General features: G+C 29.7%; 13 protein-coding genes and 1 tRNA gene. 3 read left to right on the top strand and 11 right to left on the bottom strand.

Features of this window, described 5'->3' with window-relative positions; all coding sequences use genetic code 11:
• Nucleotides 1–3: 3 nt before the first annotated feature.
• Genes ACIJYH_RS00225 through ACIJYH_RS00215 form a run of 3 tightly spaced genes read left to right on the top strand, consistent with a single transcriptional unit; the run spans nucleotide 4 to nucleotide 3,295 of the window.
• Nucleotides 4–549, top strand: a complete 546-nt coding sequence (locus tag ACIJYH_RS00225; RefSeq protein ID WP_435163083.1) for a J domain-containing protein — start codon at nucleotides 4–6, stop codon at nucleotides 547–549.
• Entirely contained in the window at nucleotides 521–1,495 is a 975-nt protein-coding gene (gene cobS / locus ACIJYH_RS00220) for a cobaltochelatase subunit CobS (protein ID WP_435163082.1), read from the top strand. The genes ACIJYH_RS00225 and cobS overlap by 29 nt, the downstream gene beginning before the upstream one ends.
• Nucleotides 1,496–3,295 (top strand): cobaltochelatase CobT-related protein, encoded by a 1,800-nt coding sequence (locus ACIJYH_RS00215; protein WP_435163080.1) that lies wholly within the window; start codon nucleotides 1,496–1,498, stop codon nucleotides 3,293–3,295.
• Here the strand turns inward: ACIJYH_RS00215 and ACIJYH_RS00210 are convergent.
• The 11 genes from ACIJYH_RS00210 to ACIJYH_RS00160 form a co-directional block, all read right to left on the bottom strand.
• Nucleotides 3,292–4,572 (bottom strand): ActS/PrrB/RegB family redox-sensitive histidine kinase, encoded by a 1,281-nt coding sequence (locus tag ACIJYH_RS00210; RefSeq protein WP_435163078.1) that lies wholly within the window; start codon nucleotides 4,570–4,572, stop codon nucleotides 3,292–3,294. The genes ACIJYH_RS00215 and ACIJYH_RS00210 overlap by 4 nt on opposite strands.
• 2 nt (nucleotides 4,573–4,574) lie before the next feature.
• Nucleotides 4,575–6,635 (bottom strand): DNA gyrase subunit B, encoded by a 2,061-nt coding sequence (locus tag ACIJYH_RS00205; protein ID WP_435163076.1) that lies wholly within the window; start codon nucleotides 6,633–6,635, stop codon nucleotides 4,575–4,577.
• Between the two features lie 113 nt (nucleotides 6,636–6,748).
• Nucleotides 6,749–6,838 (bottom strand) — tRNA-Ser (locus tag ACIJYH_RS00200).
• Between the two features lie 2 nt (nucleotides 6,839–6,840).
• Complete coding sequence (lepA, locus tag ACIJYH_RS00195) at nucleotides 6,841–8,649, bottom strand: translation elongation factor 4 (RefSeq protein WP_435163074.1); 1,809 nt, start codon at nucleotides 8,647–8,649, stop codon at nucleotides 6,841–6,843.
• Between the two features lie 5 nt (nucleotides 8,650–8,654).
• Nucleotides 8,655–11,063 carry a phenylalanine--tRNA ligase subunit beta gene (gene pheT / locus ACIJYH_RS00190; protein WP_435163073.1) on the bottom strand — a complete coding sequence of 803 codons (2,409 nt, stop codon included), beginning with the start codon at nucleotides 11,061–11,063 and terminating at the stop codon, nucleotides 8,655–8,657.
• A complete protein-coding gene (gene pheS / locus ACIJYH_RS00185; protein ID WP_435163071.1) occupies nucleotides 11,060–12,127 on the bottom strand; it encodes a phenylalanine--tRNA ligase subunit alpha in 1,068 nt (355 codons plus the stop codon). Before pheS ends, pheT begins: the two co-directional genes overlap by 4 nt.
• A gap of 43 nt (nucleotides 12,128–12,170) precedes the next feature.
• A complete protein-coding gene (gene rplT / locus ACIJYH_RS00180) occupies nucleotides 12,171–12,527 on the bottom strand; it encodes a 50S ribosomal protein L20 (RefSeq protein ID WP_023649116.1) in 357 nt (118 codons plus the stop codon).
• Nucleotides 12,528–12,529: 2 nt separating this feature from the next.
• The gene (gene rpmI, locus ACIJYH_RS00175; protein WP_008545827.1) at nucleotides 12,530–12,736 is read right to left on the bottom strand and encodes a 50S ribosomal protein L35; all 207 of its coding nucleotides are present in this window, start codon (nucleotides 12,734–12,736) and stop codon (nucleotides 12,530–12,532) included.
• 53 nt (nucleotides 12,737–12,789) lie between these two features.
• Nucleotides 12,790–13,335: a translation initiation factor IF-3 gene (gene infC, locus ACIJYH_RS00170; RefSeq protein ID WP_028036189.1), complete on the bottom strand. Its 546-nt coding sequence runs from the start codon at nucleotides 13,333–13,335 to the stop codon at nucleotides 12,790–12,792.
• Nucleotides 13,336–15,252, bottom strand: a complete 1,917-nt coding sequence (thrS, locus tag ACIJYH_RS00165) for a threonine--tRNA ligase (RefSeq protein WP_435163069.1) — start codon at nucleotides 15,250–15,252, stop codon at nucleotides 13,336–13,338.
• A complete protein-coding gene (locus ACIJYH_RS00160; RefSeq protein ID WP_435163067.1) occupies nucleotides 15,252–16,406 on the bottom strand; it encodes a glycosyltransferase family 4 protein in 1,155 nt (384 codons plus the stop codon). Before ACIJYH_RS00160 ends, thrS begins: the two co-directional genes overlap by 1 nt.
• Between the last annotated feature and the right edge of the window lie 15 nt (nucleotides 16,407–16,421).

Below are 16,421 nucleotides of genomic sequence, written 5' to 3'. Positions count from 1 at the left end.
ATCATGAAAAATATTTGCGACTGGAATAATTGTAACGAAATTGGTGATTACAGGGCACCAGTAGAAAAAGATAATAGTAAAAAGTATAGAATGCTATGCTTAGAGCATGTGAAAGAGTTCAATAAAAATTGGAATTATTTTTCAGGTATGAATGATGACCAGGTTTTAAATTTTTTAAAGTCAGATATGATTTGGCATAAACCAACTCAAAGTTTTAGTTCTTCAGATAATTTTTTTAAAGTTCTTTGGAATAATACTTTGAGAGACGAGCTAGATAAAGATAAGATTAATGGTGAGTACGATCATATGCGTCAATTTAAATTTAATCACAAAGACATCAAAGCCTTTAGTATATTAGGAGTTTCTGTAGGATTGAAATGGAAAAAAGTGCAGGATAAGTTCAAATTGCTTGTCAAAAAATATCACCCAGATATAAATGCTGGTAACAAAAAATATGAAGAAAAACTTAAATTAATTACTTTGGCTTATACACAGCTTAAAAATACATATAGAGAAAAAATTGACACCAAATCTAAATATTCAACCTGATATAAAAGTTTCATTAAAACAAACCTTTGGTATTGATTCCGAAATGGAAGTGGAAGCGTTTTCAAAAAAAAATGAATATGTTCCTGAAATAGATAAAAGTTATAAATTTGATAGAGATACTACGATGGCGATAATCTCGGGTTTTGCTTACAATAAAAGAGTGTTGGTTCAAGGATATCACGGTACTGGAAAATCAACTCATATAGAACAAATTGCAGCAAGATTAAACTGGCCATGTATTCGAGTAAATCTAGATAGCCATGTAAGTAGAATAGACTTAATAGGAAAAGATGCAATTGTACTTAAGGATGGAAAACAGGTTACTCAATTTAATGAGGGTATTTTGCCCTGGTCGATACAAAATCCAGTAGCACTTGTTTTTGATGAGTACGATGCTGGAAGACCTGACGTAATGTTTGTAATCCAAAGAGTTTTGGAAGCTGAAGGTAATTTTACTCTTCTTGATAAAAATAAAGTTATTAAACAAAATAAATTTTTTAGATTATTTGCAACATCAAATACTGTTGGCCTAGGAGATACAACAGGCCTTTATCATGGAACCCAGCAAATAAATCAAGGGCAGATGGATAGATGGAATATTGTTACTACCCTAAACTACCTAAGCCTCGAAAGAGAGCTAGATATAGTTCTAGCAAAAAATAAGAGCCTTAATAACGCGAAGGGTAAAGAAAAAGTTGCCAATATGATAAAAGTAGCCTCATTAACCAGAAAAGGATTTATTGCAGGTGATATATCAACAGTAATGAGCCCTAGAACAGTTTTACATTGGGCAGAAAACTCAGAAATTTTTAAAGATACAGGGTATGCTTTTAGAGTAACTTTTCTTAACAAGTGTGATGAAATTGAAAAAAATACTATCGCAGAATATTATCAAAGATGCTTTGGGGAAGAGCTTCCAGAGTCGTTGATGAATATTCAGATTTAAATGAACGATAAGATAGATAATTTAAAAGAAAAATTTAGACTAGCCTTAACATCAACAGCAAAAGTAATTTCTGATGATTTCGATTTAATCAACAAATCATCTGAAAATGATAAAAAACAAAATTTACAATCTGTTGAAATTGATAATTTAACAAAACCAAGTGACTTTATTAAATTGAGAGCAGAAACAGACTCTTCTGCTTTAAAAAAAAAATTTTCTAATGAATTCATTTATAAAAAAAACCTTCCTGCTAACACTTCATCAAGATCACTCTATAGTATAGCTGAAAAAATAAGATATGAGGCCTTAGGTGGCAAAATGCTTAAAGGTATTGAAAAAAATTTTCAACAAAATTACTCACATATAATAAATACAAAAAGGAAGGATCAGTTAAAAACAAAAGAAGATGTTCCTGTAACTGAAGCATTTGAGCTATATATGCTTAAAAATTTTCATCAAATAAAATTAAGCGCTTTAACAACAAAAATGTTAAATTTTTGGGAAAAAGACTTTGAACAATCGATAGAAAAACATAAAAAATTTTTGCAAGAAAATCTAGAAAATCAAGACAACTATGGCTCACGATTCTCCCAAATTTTAGAAGAGATGGATATTTTTCAGAGTGAAGAAGACGAAGAAAAAAAAGAAGATAATCAAGATCAAGAACAAGACAATCCATCAAATGATGATCAAGATAAAGATCAAGAAGATAATAAAGATGAAAATAATGATCAAGAAACTCAAGCCACTTTGGACGCTGATTACAATGTAGATGAATTTAATCTTGATGAACAACTTTCAGATACTGAGTCTGATGAACAGAGCTCAGAACAAATTGCTCAAAAAAATCTTGATAATATCAATTTAGATTATAAAATTTTTACAACTCAATATGACGAAGTAACAAAAGCTGAAAAATTAGAAAATGCAGAGGAAGCAGCAAAACTTCGAAGAACACTAGACCAACAATTAGTTGGTTTTCAAGATGTAATAACAAAGCTTGCAAATAAACTTCAAAGACAATTGCTTGCAAAACAGAATAGAGCATGGAATTTTGATTTAGAGGAGGGACTACTTGATAGTTCAAAATTGCCAAGAATTATTATGGACCCCTATAACTCATTATCATTTAAAAAAGAAAAAGACTTGGATTTTAAAGACACAATCGTAACTTTGTTAATAGATAATTCTGGATCAATGAGAGGAAGACCCATTACAATAGCAGCAATATGTGCAGATATATTATCTAGAACTTTAGAAAGATGTTCTGTTAAAGTTGAAATTTTAGGGTTTACAACAAAAAACTGGAAAGGTGGCCAAAGCAGAGAACTTTGGAATAAGAACTCTAAACCCAAAACCCCTGGTAGATTAAATGATTTAAGACATATAATTTATAAAGGTGCCGATACCCACTGGAGACAAGCTAAAAATAATCTAGGCTTAATGCTAAAAGAAGGTTTATTAAAAGAAAATATTGATGGAGAGGCTATTTCATGGGCTTACAATAGAATTAAAAAAAGAAAAGAAGAAAGAAAAATTATGATGGTAATTTCTGATGGTGCACCAGTTGACGACTCTACACTTTCAGTTAATTCAGGTGATTTTTTAGAAAAACACCTTAAAAAAATGGTAAAATTTATTGAAAACAAAACTGAAATTGAAGTACTAGCGATTGGTATTGGTCATGATGTTTCAAGATATTATGATAAAGCAATAAAAATTACTGATGTAAATGAATTAGGAGATGTTATGGTATCCCAGTTAAGCTCTTTGTTTAAAACTAAAAAAAAATTTCACTAAAGATTAAATAAATCTTTATTATTCCATTTAATAATAACCTCTGCTCCACTTCTTGTTTGGGAGTTTCTACAATTAATTGAAGCAAAATTTTTTTCTAAAAGCGTTTTACCAATAAATAAACCTAATCCTAATCCTGTTTTTGACTTATCAATTGTGTCTTTTGATTTTAAATATGGTTCTCCAATTTTTGATAAAACATCCTTTGGATATCCATTTCCATCATCTTCAATTATAATTTCTGTAATTTCACTATCACTTTTTAAATTTATATAGATTGTTTCTTTAGAAAATTTATTAGCATTTCCAATAAAATTTCTTAAACCATAAACAATTTCTATTGATTTTGTTATCTTTTTTATATTTGAAAATTGATCATAATTGAAAATAAAATTTTTTTTACTTATCTCTCTGAATGACGAAATAATTTCTCTTAAGTAATCTCTCATTGTAAGATCAATATCAATAAAATTATCCTCTTCTACTGGATTCAAAGTTAATCGTTTTAAAATGTCATTACATCTTTCTACTTGGCTAGATAATAACTCTATATCTGTTTTAACATCTTCTTTTTCTTTGAATTGTTTCTCAAGATCATGAGCAATAATCTTAATTGTGGACAAAGGTGTTCCAAGTGAATGGGCTGCAGCTGCAGCTTGTCCTCCTAATGATAAAAGTTCATGTTCTGTAGCCATAACTTCTTCCATTTTTGCTAATGCTTCTCTTCTTAATCTAGATTGTGCTCCAAATGACATTGCTAAATAATTTAGAAAAATTAAAGCTATTGTTAAAGCAATTGGAATTGAATAAAAATAATACGGACTTACATGAAAATGATCACTCATAGGAGAGGGCAAATCTAATGAATAAAATGTAAGTATAAAGATTATAATTATTGATAGAAATACTAATAAAAAATTAGTTTTGAAACTTAGATTTGATGATGAAAAAACACTTGGAATTAATAAAAAAATAACAAATGGATTGGTAACACCCCCTGTTAGATAGAGTAAAGCACCTAATTGTAATATATCTATTACTAAAAAAATAAAAGCTGATCTATCTGATAATTGTGTTTTTTTATAAATAAATATTAAAAATAAATTACTTAAAATACCTAAGAATATAACCAGATTAGAAATTATAAAATCAAACTTAAAATTTAAGAAAAAATATACAAAATTAATTGATATTAATTGCCCAATAATACCAATCCATCTAAGGCTTATATAAGTTGATTTTTTAAAGAAATGATATTTTGAAGTTTCAAAGAACTTCATTATTAAATATCAAGATTTTGTACATTAATTGCATTTGAAATTATAAAGTCTTTTCTCAATGCAACATCATTACCCATTAAAGTATGAATTAAACTTTGATCTTTCTTTAAATCCTTTGAATACTGTACTTGTAATAAATTTCTTGTTTCAGGGTCTAATGTTGTGCTCCACAACTCTTCTGGATTCATTTCACCTAGTCCTTTAAATCTTTGTATGTTCATTTTTGATTTTTCTAGATCTAATTCTTTAATAAATTCTTTAGATCCTTTTTTAATTTTTTTTAATTCTTTATTATTATTAACAATATAATCCTCTAATTCTTTTTCATCTTTAATATAAATTCCTTTTGATCCTTTATTTATTTTAAATAATGGTGGTTGGGCTAAATACACGTGTCCATTTTCAATCAGTTTATTAAATGGTTTGTTATTAAAAAAAGTTAATAAAAGTGCTCTAATATGAGACCCATCTACGTCTGCATCGGTCATAATAATAATCTTTCCATATCTAAGATCTTTTAGATCTATTTCTTGTACTTTTGGATCTAAACCTAATGCATTAATTAAAGTAACTATTTCATTGGATGAAATCATTTTAGATAAAGCCTTTGTTCTTTGTTGCTCTGAACCATCACCATTACCGTTCTTTTTAGAGGCTAAATCTTCTACGTAAGTATTTAAAATTTTACCTCTTAAAGGCAAAACGGCTTGATTAGCCCTGTTTCTACCTTGTTTTGCAGATCCTCCTGCTGAATCACCCTCTACAATAAATAATTCTGTGCCATCTTGTTTTCCAATTTGACAATCAGCTAATTTTCCTGGAAGACCACTTAATTCTAGAGCACCTTTTCTTCTTACATTTTCTCTAGCTTTTCTAGCCACATCTCTCGCCATTGCTGCTTGAATAACTTTTGCTAAAATTATTTTAGCGATCGAAGGATTTTGATCAAACCATATAGATAATTTTTCATTAACAATGTTTTCTACAATCATTCTGACTTCTGATGAAACTAACTTATCTTTTGTCTGGGAAGAAAATTTTGGATCAGGAATTTTTGTAGATAACACACAAGTAAGTCCCTCTTTAATGTCGTCCCCTGAAATTGCTAATTTATTTTTTTTAAGTAGATTGTGTTCGTTCGCATATTTATTAACAACTCTTGTTAATGCACTTCTAAAACCTAATAAATGTGTTCCACCATCTTTTTGATAAATATTATTAGTGTAAGGAAAAATATCTTCAGCATAACTTGCATTCCACTTCAAAGAACACTCAAGTTCAATATTATCTTTTTTTCCCTCAATATAAATTGGTTTTTTAAATAAATCATTTCCATTTTTATTTTGTAGTTTTTCTCTTTTTTCATCTAGAAAATCTACAAATTCAAGTACACCACCATCAAATTTAAATTGGGATACTTTTTCTTTTTTTAAACTAGCATCTGTAAAAATTATTTTAATACCCTTGTTTAAGAAAGCTAACTCTCTCATCCGCTTTATAAGAATATTCGCACTAAATTTTATAGAAGAAAAAATTTCTTTTGAGGGTAAAAATGTAATTTGAGTTCCAGTTTCTTTAGAATTTCCTGTGACTTTTAAAGGAGCTTTGGCTTCACCATTTTTAAATTCTATAAAGTGTTTTTTTCCATCTCTACTTATTTCTAATTGTAATGTTTCAGACAATGCATTTACAACAGAAACTCCAACGCCATGCAGTCCACCTGAAACTTTGTAAGAATCATGATCAAATTTACCACCAGCATGAAGTTGTGTCATAATAACTTCTGCTGCTGATTTTTTTTCTCCCTTGTGCATATCAACAGGAATTCCTCTACCATCATCATTAACAGTGATAGTTCCGTCAGAATTTATTCTTACATTAATATTTTTACAATGACCTGCTAAAGCTTCATCTATAGAGTTATCAACGACCTCATAAACCATATGATGCAAACCAGTTCCATCATCCGTGTCCCCAATATACATTCCCGGTCTTTTTCTGACCGCCTCAAGACCTTTTAAAACCTTAATTGAGTCTGCTTGATATGTATTTTTATTTGTCATTTTTTAATTTAGGAAAGGTAAAATTATAACATTTTTTTTAAAAAATGCTGATTTATCTTTGCTTATATAGTCAAAAAAAGACTAATTTAGCCTGTAAAATATTGCTTATTTGATGGCGGAGAGAATGGGATTCGAACCCATGAAAGGATCACTCCTTTACACGCTTTCCAAGCGTGCGCCTTCAACCGCTCGGCCACCTCTCCAATTATTTCTCTTTTGAAATCTTGAGAACACCAATAAATGCTTCCTGGGGAATTTCTACTCTTCCAAATTGTTTTGATCGAGCTTTTCCTTTTTTTTGTTTTTCAAGAAGCTTTCTCTTTCTGTCTGTAGCTCCACCACCATGAATTTTTGTTAAAACATCTTTTTTAAAACCCTTAATAGTTTCTCTAGCAATTATCTTGCCTCCTATTGCAGCTTGAACAGGTATCATAAAATTATGCCTTGGTATTAAATCTTTTAGCTTTTCACAAACTTCTCTTCCTGTTCTTTGAGCAAAATCTTTATGTATCATCATTGCTAATGCATCAACTGGTTCTGCATTAACTAGAATTCCTAGTTTTACCAGATCACCTTCTCTATGTTCAATAATTTCATAATCAAAACTAGCATAACCACTAGTCATCGATTTTAAACGATCATTAAAATCAAAAACTACTTCGTTTAAAGGTAGCTCATAATTTACAACTGCTCTGTTTCCAGAATAACTTAAATTAGTTTGCACCCCTCTTTTATCCTGACACATCTTTATTATCGAACCTAAATATTCATCTGGCGTAATTATTGTTGCTTTTATCCACGGTTCTTCAATTAATTTTATTAATGTTGGATCTGGTAAGCTTGATGGATTGTGTAGATCAACAATATCTCCATTATTCATATAAACTTTATATACAACTCCTGGTGTAGTTGTTAACAAGTTCACATCAAATTCTCTTTCCAGTCTTTCTGTAACAATTTCTAAATGAAGTAATCCTAAAAACCCACATCTAAACCCTAATCCTAAAGCTGAAGAAGATTCAGGTTCAAATGAAAAACTTGCATCATTTAATTGTAGTTTAGCCAATCCATCTTTTAATTTTTGATATTCTGAACTATCAACTGGAAACAATCCACAAAACACCACAGGCTTACTTGGCTTAAAACCTGGCAAGGCTTCTTTTAATGGTTTGGCAGCGTCACATATAGTGTCACCAACTTTTGTTTCAGACAAAACTTTTATTCCAGTTGTTATGAAGCCTATTTCACCTGCATTTAACTCATTAATATCTGTCGCTTTTGGCGTAAATACCCCAACTTTTTCAATAATATATTCTTGATTTGTAGACATCATTTTAATTTTCATATTTTTTGAAATTTTACCGTCAATTACTCGAACCAAAATAACAACTCCAAGGTAAGTATCGTACCAGCTATCAACCAATAAACATTTTAAATCTCCTAAACTTTCACCTTTAGGACTAGGTAAGACTGTAATAATTTGTTCTAATATATCACCAATACCTTCACCTGTTTTCCCTGAACAAGGAATCGCACTTTCTGTATCAATACCTATTACTTCTTCGATTTGTTTTTTTGTTCTATCTAAATCTGATGCTGGAAGATCAACTTTGTTCAAAACTGGTACTATCTCATGATCTATATCTAAAGCTTGATAAACATTTGCAAGTGTTTGTGCTTCTACCCCTTGAGTACTATCAACTATTAAAATTGAACCTTCACAGGCATAAAGAGATCTACTAACCTCGTAACTAAAATCTACATGACCAGGAGTGTCAATAATATTTAAAATATAATTTTTACCATTTTTTGCTTTGTAATTAAGTTTTACTGTCTGAGCTTTAATTGTAATTCCTCTTTCACGCTCAATATCCATTGAGTCTAATACTTGAGCTTTCATTTCTCTTTCTGTGAGCCCTCCACAGCTATGAATTATTCTATCTGCTATTGTAGATTTACCGTGATCAATATGCGCAATAATTGCAAAGTTTCTAATGTTATCGATATTACTCATTTGCTTTAAGATCGTATCTTAGCGCCAGTTTTATTTTCAACTGTTTTAATTATAGAATTATTGATGTTTTCTAAATCACTATCATTCAATGTTTTTTCAGATGATTGTATGGTCACACTAATTGCTATTGATTTTTGATTTTCTGGAATGTTTTCACCCTCATAAACATCAAAAACTTTAATATTACTAATCAGTTTTTGATCCACACTTGAAACAGCATTAATTAAATCTTGCGCTTCAACTTCTTTATCAACTATAAAAGCAAAATCTCTCTCAGATTTTTGATAATCTGATACTTCAAATTTAGTTTTTTGGTCTTTTAATGTTTTTTTTGGTAATTTTAAATTATCTAGAAAAATTTCAAAACCCACTAAAGACTCTGTTTTAATATCTATCATTTTTAAAATATTGGGATGAATTTCACCAAAATAAGCTGCTACTTGATCTTTGCCTCTATTTAAAAATAATCTACCTGACTTGCCTGGATGATAATAATTTGGTGTTTCGCTATCTATAAAAAATTTATCTGAATTGTACCCAGCTTCAACTAAAGATTGAACTACATCTCTTTTAACATCAAATACATCAACATTTCTCTCATTTTCAATCCATGACAATCTTGATCTTTTACCTGCTGACAAACCACAGACTACAGTATTTTGTTCACCTGGGTTTGAGCCAGTAAAAATTGGTCCTATTTCAAATATTGATAAATCTTTAAGACCTCTGTCCAGATTTTTATTCATATGCATGATTAAATTAGAAAATATTGAGTTTCTCAAAACTCCTAATTCTGAACTTATGGGATTTACAATTTTAATTTCTTTATTCTTATTTTTAAAATGATCATTATAATTTGAGTCAGTAAATGACCATGTTATTGCCTCTAGATAACCTTTTGAAGCAACCGCTCTTTGTAAAAAATGAAATAACTTTTGAGTCTGAGTTAAAGTAGATTTGGTTCTTTCTTTTATTGGATCTATAATTTCAATCTTATCATAACCAGTTATTCTTACTAACTCTTCGACAATATCTATTTCTTGTGAAATATCTGGTCTCCATGTTGGAATTGTTAATTTTAAATATTTTTTTTCTTTTTTAATTATAAAACCAAGATCTTCTAAGATTTTAATCATTTCTTTAGTTGAAATTTTAAATCCAGTTATTTTTTTAAATAAATCAGTGTCAAATTTAATGTTTTTAATTTTGTTTGTTTCAATTGTTTGAATATCAATTTTACTAATTTCTCCACCACAAATTTCTTTAATTAATAATGATGCTTTATTTAAACCATCTTCAATTGACAATGGATCAATACCTCTTTCAAACCTAAACTTTGCATCTGTATCTATATTTAGTTTTTTTGATGTGCTTCTAATTGATCTAGGTTCAAAATATGCTGACTCTAATAAAATATTTTTAGTATCAAGTTCTGTACCAGACCTTGTGCCCCCGATAATTCCACCTAATCCCAATACACCTTTACTGTCACTAATTACACACATTCCATCTTCTAGTTTGTAATTTTTATTATCTAAAGCTGTAAATTCTTCTCCAGATTTTGAATTTCGAACTATGATACCTTTTTCAATTTTTTCAGCATCATAAGCGTGTAATGGACGATTGATATCAAACATAACATAATTTGTAATATCAACTATTGCTGAAATTGGTTTTTCACCAATTGAAACTAATTTATCTTTTAACCATTGTGGGCTTTCAACATTTTTTACATTAGTAATTAAGCAACTTCCAAATGCACTACATCCTTGGTTTTTTTCTTTATTAATTTTTACTTTTACAGTTTGTTTAAATTTTGATTTTATTTTTTTCTCTTTTAAATCTTTTAATTTTCCAAAACCTGAAGCGACAAGATCTCTTGCTATTCCTCTCACACCAAGACAGTCTGGTCTGTTGGGGGTAATTGACAGATCTATAAGATTAGAGCTTGATTCTGAAAAATAACTTTTTCCAATACTCTTTTCAAATTTTTTTGAAGATAATTCTGTTATTCCATCACTTTCGTCAGATAAATTTAATTCGGATTCAGAACAAAGCATTCCATATGAAGTAACATCTCTAATCTTAGCTATCACTAACTTTACTTTACTTTTTGGAACAACAGCCCCAGGAGGAGCGTATATTGTTATCAATCCCTCTCTTGCATTAGGCGCACCACAAACAACTTTTTTTATTTCTTTTTCTCCCACATCAACATCGCAGACTTTAAGTCGATCTGCATTTGGATGTTTTTCTGTCTTTAAAATTTTTGCTATTTTGAATAATTCAAGACCAGCAGATAAATTTTCTACACTTTCAACTTCTAGCCCAACACTTGTTAGCTGTTCTAAAAGCTTGTCTTCTTTTAATTTTGTATCTAAATGATCTTTTAACCAATCAAATGTAATTTTCATCGACTCAAGCCTCTATAATTTGTTGGTACATCCAAAGGATCAAAACCGAAATGATTTAACCATCTATAATCACAATCAAAGAAAGCTCTTAAGTCATTAATGCCATATTTAAGCATCGCTAATCTATCAATCCCAATTCCAAATGCATATCCTTGATATTTTGATGGATCGACTTTTACATTTTTCAAAACATTAGGATGAACCATTCCACAGCCTAAAATTTCAAGCCATTGATCACCTTCTCCTATAATTAATTTTCCATCTTTAATTTCATAACCAATATCTACTTCTGCTGATGGTTCAGTAAATGGAAAGTGGCTTGGTCTAAATCTCATTTTAATTTTTTCAACTTCAAAAAACTCTTTAATAAAATAATTTAAACAACCTTTTAGATGTCCCATATTTATATCTTTATCTATATGTAAACCCTCTACTTGATGAAACATTGGTGCATGTGTTTGATCACTATCAGATCTGTAAGTTCTTCCAGGTGCAATAATCTTAAATGGAGGTTTGTCTTTTAACATTGTTCTAATTTGCACTGGCGATGTGTGAGTTCTTAATAGAATTTCTTTATTCTCATCAAGATAAAATGTGTCATGCATATCTCTTGCAGGATGATTGTCAGGAGTGTTTAGCGCTGTAAAATTATTATATTCATTTTCAATATCTGGACCCTCTTCAACACTAAAACCTATCTCGGAAAAGATCGACGAAATTTCATCTATAGTTTGTGAAACAGGATGAATTTTACCTCTAACAAATGATCGCTCAGGAAGAGTTACATCAATTTTTTCTTTTTCTAATTTTTCATTTATTCTTTTTGATTCAATTTCATTAATTTTATTGGCTATTGAATTTTGTAACTCGTTCTTAATTTGATTTAGATCTGATGCAAATTTTTTTCTGTCTATCTCTGGTATAGATCCAATATTTTTGAATTGAGAAGAAATCAGACCATTCTTGCCAAATAACTCTGTCTTGATTTGATTAATTTCTTCTAAACTTAAATTTTTATTAAGCTTAGTCGAATAGTCATTTTTAATATTTTTTATGTCTGACATATTGATAGATTATTTCCTTAAGAAATAAAAACAATAGAGAAGATTAATTTAAAGCTGATTGAGCTTTTTGTACAATTGTTTTAAATGCTTCTGGACTGTCGTAAGCAATTTCAGCAAGAATTTTTCTATCAATTGTAATACCACATTTTCCTAGGCCATTAATAAATTTAGAATAAGTCAAACCTTCGGCTCTTACACCAGCATTAATTCTTTGTATCCACAATGATTTGAAATCTCTTTTTTTATTTCTTCTATCTCTGTAAGCATATTGCATCGCTTTTTCCATCGCTTGCTTTGCAACTCTGATCGTATTTTTTCTTCTGCCCCATTGACCTTTGACAGCTTTTAAAACTTTTTTATGTTTTGCTTTGCTAGTTACGCCTCTTTTTACTCTTGCCATTATTAACCTCTTAAACTGTAAGGCATGTATGATTTAACAATTTTGCCATCTTGCTTAGACATAGTTGTTGTGCCTCTTAATTTTCTTATTTGAGAATTCGTTCTTTTAATCATGCCGTGTCTTTTACCAGCTTGGGCTGTCATAACTTTACCCTTTGCAGATATCTTGAATCTTTTTTTAGCTGAGCTTTTTGTTTTTAATTTTGGCATAATTCTGCGGTCTTATACAAAGATTGATATAAATTTACAACCTATATTAAGGCCTATAAAGGCTGAATTACCATAATCATTTGCTTACCATCAAATTTAGGATGCAATTCTACCTTGCCAATATCCTTCATGTCCTCTTTGATCTTATCCATCAATTCTTTTCCTAAATGAGAGTGTTGTAATTCACGGCCTTTGAATCTAACGGTAAATTTTACTTTATCTCCCTTAGCTATAAATTTTTTTGCATTTTTAACCTTAAAATCATAATCATGAGTCTCTGTAACAGGCCTCATTTTAATTTCTTTTAATAAAACAATTTTTTGTTTTTTCTTGGCAATATTTGCTTTCTTTTGGGCATCATATTTAAATTTACCCATATCCATAATTTTACAAACAGGCGGGTTTGCATTAGCTGCTATCTCTATTAAATCTAATCCCTGATTTTTTGCCATTGAGATTGCCTCATTAGTATTCATCACACCAAGGTTTTCACCATCACTTGCTATAACCTGAACATCAGGAGACGAGATTCTATTATTAGACCTAGGACCTCTATCTTTTGTTCTTCTTTGAAAATAATTTTGTTTAAAATCTGCCACTTAGTTTGAAGATGCTTTGTTTAAAGCAGAGAAAGTTTTTAAGAATAAATTTAAATCCATATTTTCTTGTTTGTTCGTGTCTAATCTTCTAATCGTTACCGAGTTAGAGTCAACTTCTTTTTTACCACAAATTAATAAAAGAGGTATTTTTGCTAATGAATGATCTCTTATTTTGTAATTTAAATTATGTTTTTTTAAATCAACGTTTGAACTCATCCCTGCTTGTTTAATTTTTTTTGACACTTCGATGGCATAATCATCAAATTCTTCTGATATTGGTATCACAACTGTTTGCAATGGGGAAATCCAAAAAGGAAATTTGCCCGCATAGTTTTCTATAAGAATACCTATAAATCTTTCTAAAGAACCAAATAGCGCTCGATGAAGCATAACAGGTACTTTTTTAGTTCCATCTTTGTCAACATAAGAAGCATCCAATCTACCAGGTAAGTTTAAATCGACTTGCAAAGTTCCACACTGCCAATCTCTACCTATTGCATCTCTTAATACAAATTCAATTTTTGGGCCATAAAATGCACCTTCACCCTTATTAATGCTATATTCCAAATTAGATGCTTTGACTGCTTCAAGTAAAGAAGTTTCTGCTTTATCCCAAACCTCGTCTTCACCAACTCTTATATCTGGTCTATCTGCATATTTAAGAATTACATTTTCAAAACCTAAATCTTTATAAATATCTAAAATTAAATTAGTGACCTCTAGACATTCGCTTGTAATTTGATCCTCAGAGCAAAATATATGAGCATCATCTTGTGTAAATGCTCTTACTCTTAATAGGCCATGTAACGCTCCTGATGGTTCATAACGATGTACCTTTCCAAATTCTGTAATACGTAAAGGTAGATCTCTGTAACTTTTTAAACCTTGATTAAATACCTGAATATGTCCAGGACAATTCATAGGTTTAATTGCAAATACTTTTTCATCTGGTGTTTCTGATGTATACATATTTTCACCATACTTTTCCCAATGACCAGATTTTTCCCATAATTGTCTATCTAATATCTCTGGTGTATTAACTTCTTTGTAGCCCGCAGCATCCTGCCTGGCTCTCATATAATTAATTAATTTTTGAAATAAAGCCCATCCTTTTTCATGCCAAAATACTGAACCTGGACTTTCTTCTCTAAAATGAAATAAATCCATTTCTTTTCCAAGTTTTCGGTGATCTCTTTTTTCAGCTTCTTCTATTCTTTTTAAATATTCATCTAAATCTTTCTGAGTTGCCCAACTTGTACCATATATTCTTTGCAACATTTCATTGTTAGAGTCGCCTCTCCAATAGGCTCCTGAAACTTTTGTAAGTTTAAAAAATTTTCCAATTTTACCAGTTGAAGAAAGATGTGGCCCCCTACAAAGATCATGCCAGTCTCCATGAAAATAAATAGACACATCTTCATTTTCCGGGATTGCTTGGATTAACTCTGCTTTATAAGTTTCTCCTTTTTCTTTAAAATGTAAAATAGCTTTATTTCTCTCCCAAACTTCTCGTTTTGTGATTTCATTTCTATCCACAATTTCTTTCATCTTATTTTCAATTTTTTCTAAATCATCTTCAGTAAAAGGTTCTTTTCTTGCAAAATCATAGTAAAAACCATTCTCAATAACTGGCCCAATAGTAACTTGTGTTCCTGGAAATAATTCTTGTACTGCCATTGCTAATATATGTGCTGTATCGTGTCTTATGGTTTCTAGGCCCTCAGGATTTTTAGACGTAAAAATTTTAATAGAACAATCTTTTTCTATTAAAAAATCTAAATCTTTTAAATCACCATCAACACTTATAACCATGGCTTGTTTAGCAAGTGACTTACTAATTTTTTCAGCTACATCTAGACCTGTAACTTTGTCTGGAAATGTTAAATTATTTCCATCTGGTAATGTAATTATAGGCATTAATTTAATATTCTTTTATACTCTGAATAAGTAGAAAAGCACATTTTTTCAACATTAAATTTTTGAATTATGTTTTTTCTTCCTTCTTTACCAATCGATTGTAATGATACCTCATCCATAGAAAGTACTTTTAAAATTTTTTTACTTAATGATTTCGCGTTGTTAGACTCAAATAAAAAACCAGTTTTTTCGTCAATTATAGTTTCATTAGACCCACCAATATCACTTGCTATTATTGGTTTTTCCATTGATTGAGCTTCAACAGCTACTCTTCCAAAAGCCTCCGGCTCAATTGATGCAGATATCACTATATCTGAAATTTTGTAAGCTAAAGCCATATCATTACAATGATCAATAAATTTTACCTGATTATTTAATCTATGTTGCTCTGTAAGTCTGATAAGTTTTTTTTTATATAAATCTCTACCTTGATCACTTCCAAGTATTACAGCATAAAAAGCCTCATACCCAAGTTCGATATTAACTAAATTAACTGCTTCTATAAAAACTTCTTGTCCTTTCCATCCTGTTAGCCTTCCAGGCAAGAGAATTATCTTTTTATCTTTTTCAATTTGCCATTTTTTTAATAATTTTTTTTCATCACTATCTAGTTTGGTAGTTGGATCAAAATAATCAACGTTGATACCTCTAAAGATAACTAAAAGTTTTTTTTTAACATCAAAATATTCTTTATAATTTTCTTTTATATGAGAAAAAATAAAATTAGATCCTGCTATAATTAAATCTGACCTAACCATCACAGAATTATAAAATTTTTTAATTTTACTGTTAAAATTATAGGTCCCATGGAATGTGGTAACAAATTTTCTGCCAGTAATTTTTGCTGCTAACAAACATGACCAAGCAGGAGCCCTACTTCTAGCGTGCACAATTGAAATATTGTTAATTAATATCACACCAATTAAAGCTAAAAAATTTATAAATATAATTAATGGATTTTTACTATGAACAGGAAGTTTTATTATTTTTACTTTTTTTTTATCAATAAATTTAAGAAGTTCTCCACCACTAGTTACAATATAAGATCCACAATCATTTTCTGGTAAATAATGAGCAATGTCATAACAGCCTGTCTCAGCTCCTCCATAACCTAATTTTGGTATGACTTGTAAAACTTTTAAATTAGATGACATTTGATATGATTATAT

Source organism: Candidatus Pelagibacter bacterium nBUS_25, from assembly GCF_051200975.1.
Lineage (GTDB): Bacteria > Pseudomonadota > Alphaproteobacteria > Pelagibacterales > Pelagibacteraceae > Pelagibacter.
Note: the sequence above shows the minus strand (reverse complement) of the source record. Positions and strands in the feature narration are given on the sequence as shown.

Coding starts and splice junctions, on each gene's coding strand:
- ACIJYH_RS00225 (WP_435163083.1), top strand. CDS start 4: ATGAAAAATATTTGCGACTGGAATAATTGTAACGAAATTGGTGATTAC.
- ACIJYH_RS00215 (WP_435163080.1), top strand. CDS start 1,496: ATGAACGATAAGATAGATAATTTAAAAGAAAAATTTAGACTAGCCTTA.
- ACIJYH_RS00210 (WP_435163078.1), bottom strand. CDS start 4,572: ATGAAGTTCTTTGAAACTTCAAAATATCATTTCTTTAAAAAATCAACT.
- ACIJYH_RS00205 (WP_435163076.1), bottom strand. CDS start 6,635: ATGACAAATAAAAATACATATCAAGCAGACTCAATTAAGGTTTTAAAA.
- lepA (WP_435163074.1), bottom strand. CDS start 8,649: ATGAGTAATATCGATAACATTAGAAACTTTGCAATTATTGCGCATATT.
- pheT (WP_435163073.1), bottom strand. CDS start 11,063: ATGAAAATTACATTTGATTGGTTAAAAGATCATTTAGATACAAAATTA.
- pheS (WP_435163071.1), bottom strand. CDS start 12,127: ATGTCAGACATAAAAAATATTAAAAATGACTATTCGACTAAGCTTAAT.
- rplT (WP_023649116.1), bottom strand. CDS start 12,527: ATGGCAAGAGTAAAAAGAGGCGTAACTAGCAAAGCAAAACATAAAAAA.
- rpmI (WP_008545827.1), bottom strand. CDS start 12,736: ATGCCAAAATTAAAAACAAAAAGCTCAGCTAAAAAAAGATTCAAGATA.
- thrS (WP_435163069.1), bottom strand. CDS start 15,252: ATGCCTATAATTACATTACCAGATGGAAATAATTTAACATTTCCAGAC.
- ACIJYH_RS00160 (WP_435163067.1), bottom strand. CDS start 16,406: ATGTCATCTAATTTAAAAGTTTTACAAGTCATACCAAAATTAGGTTAT.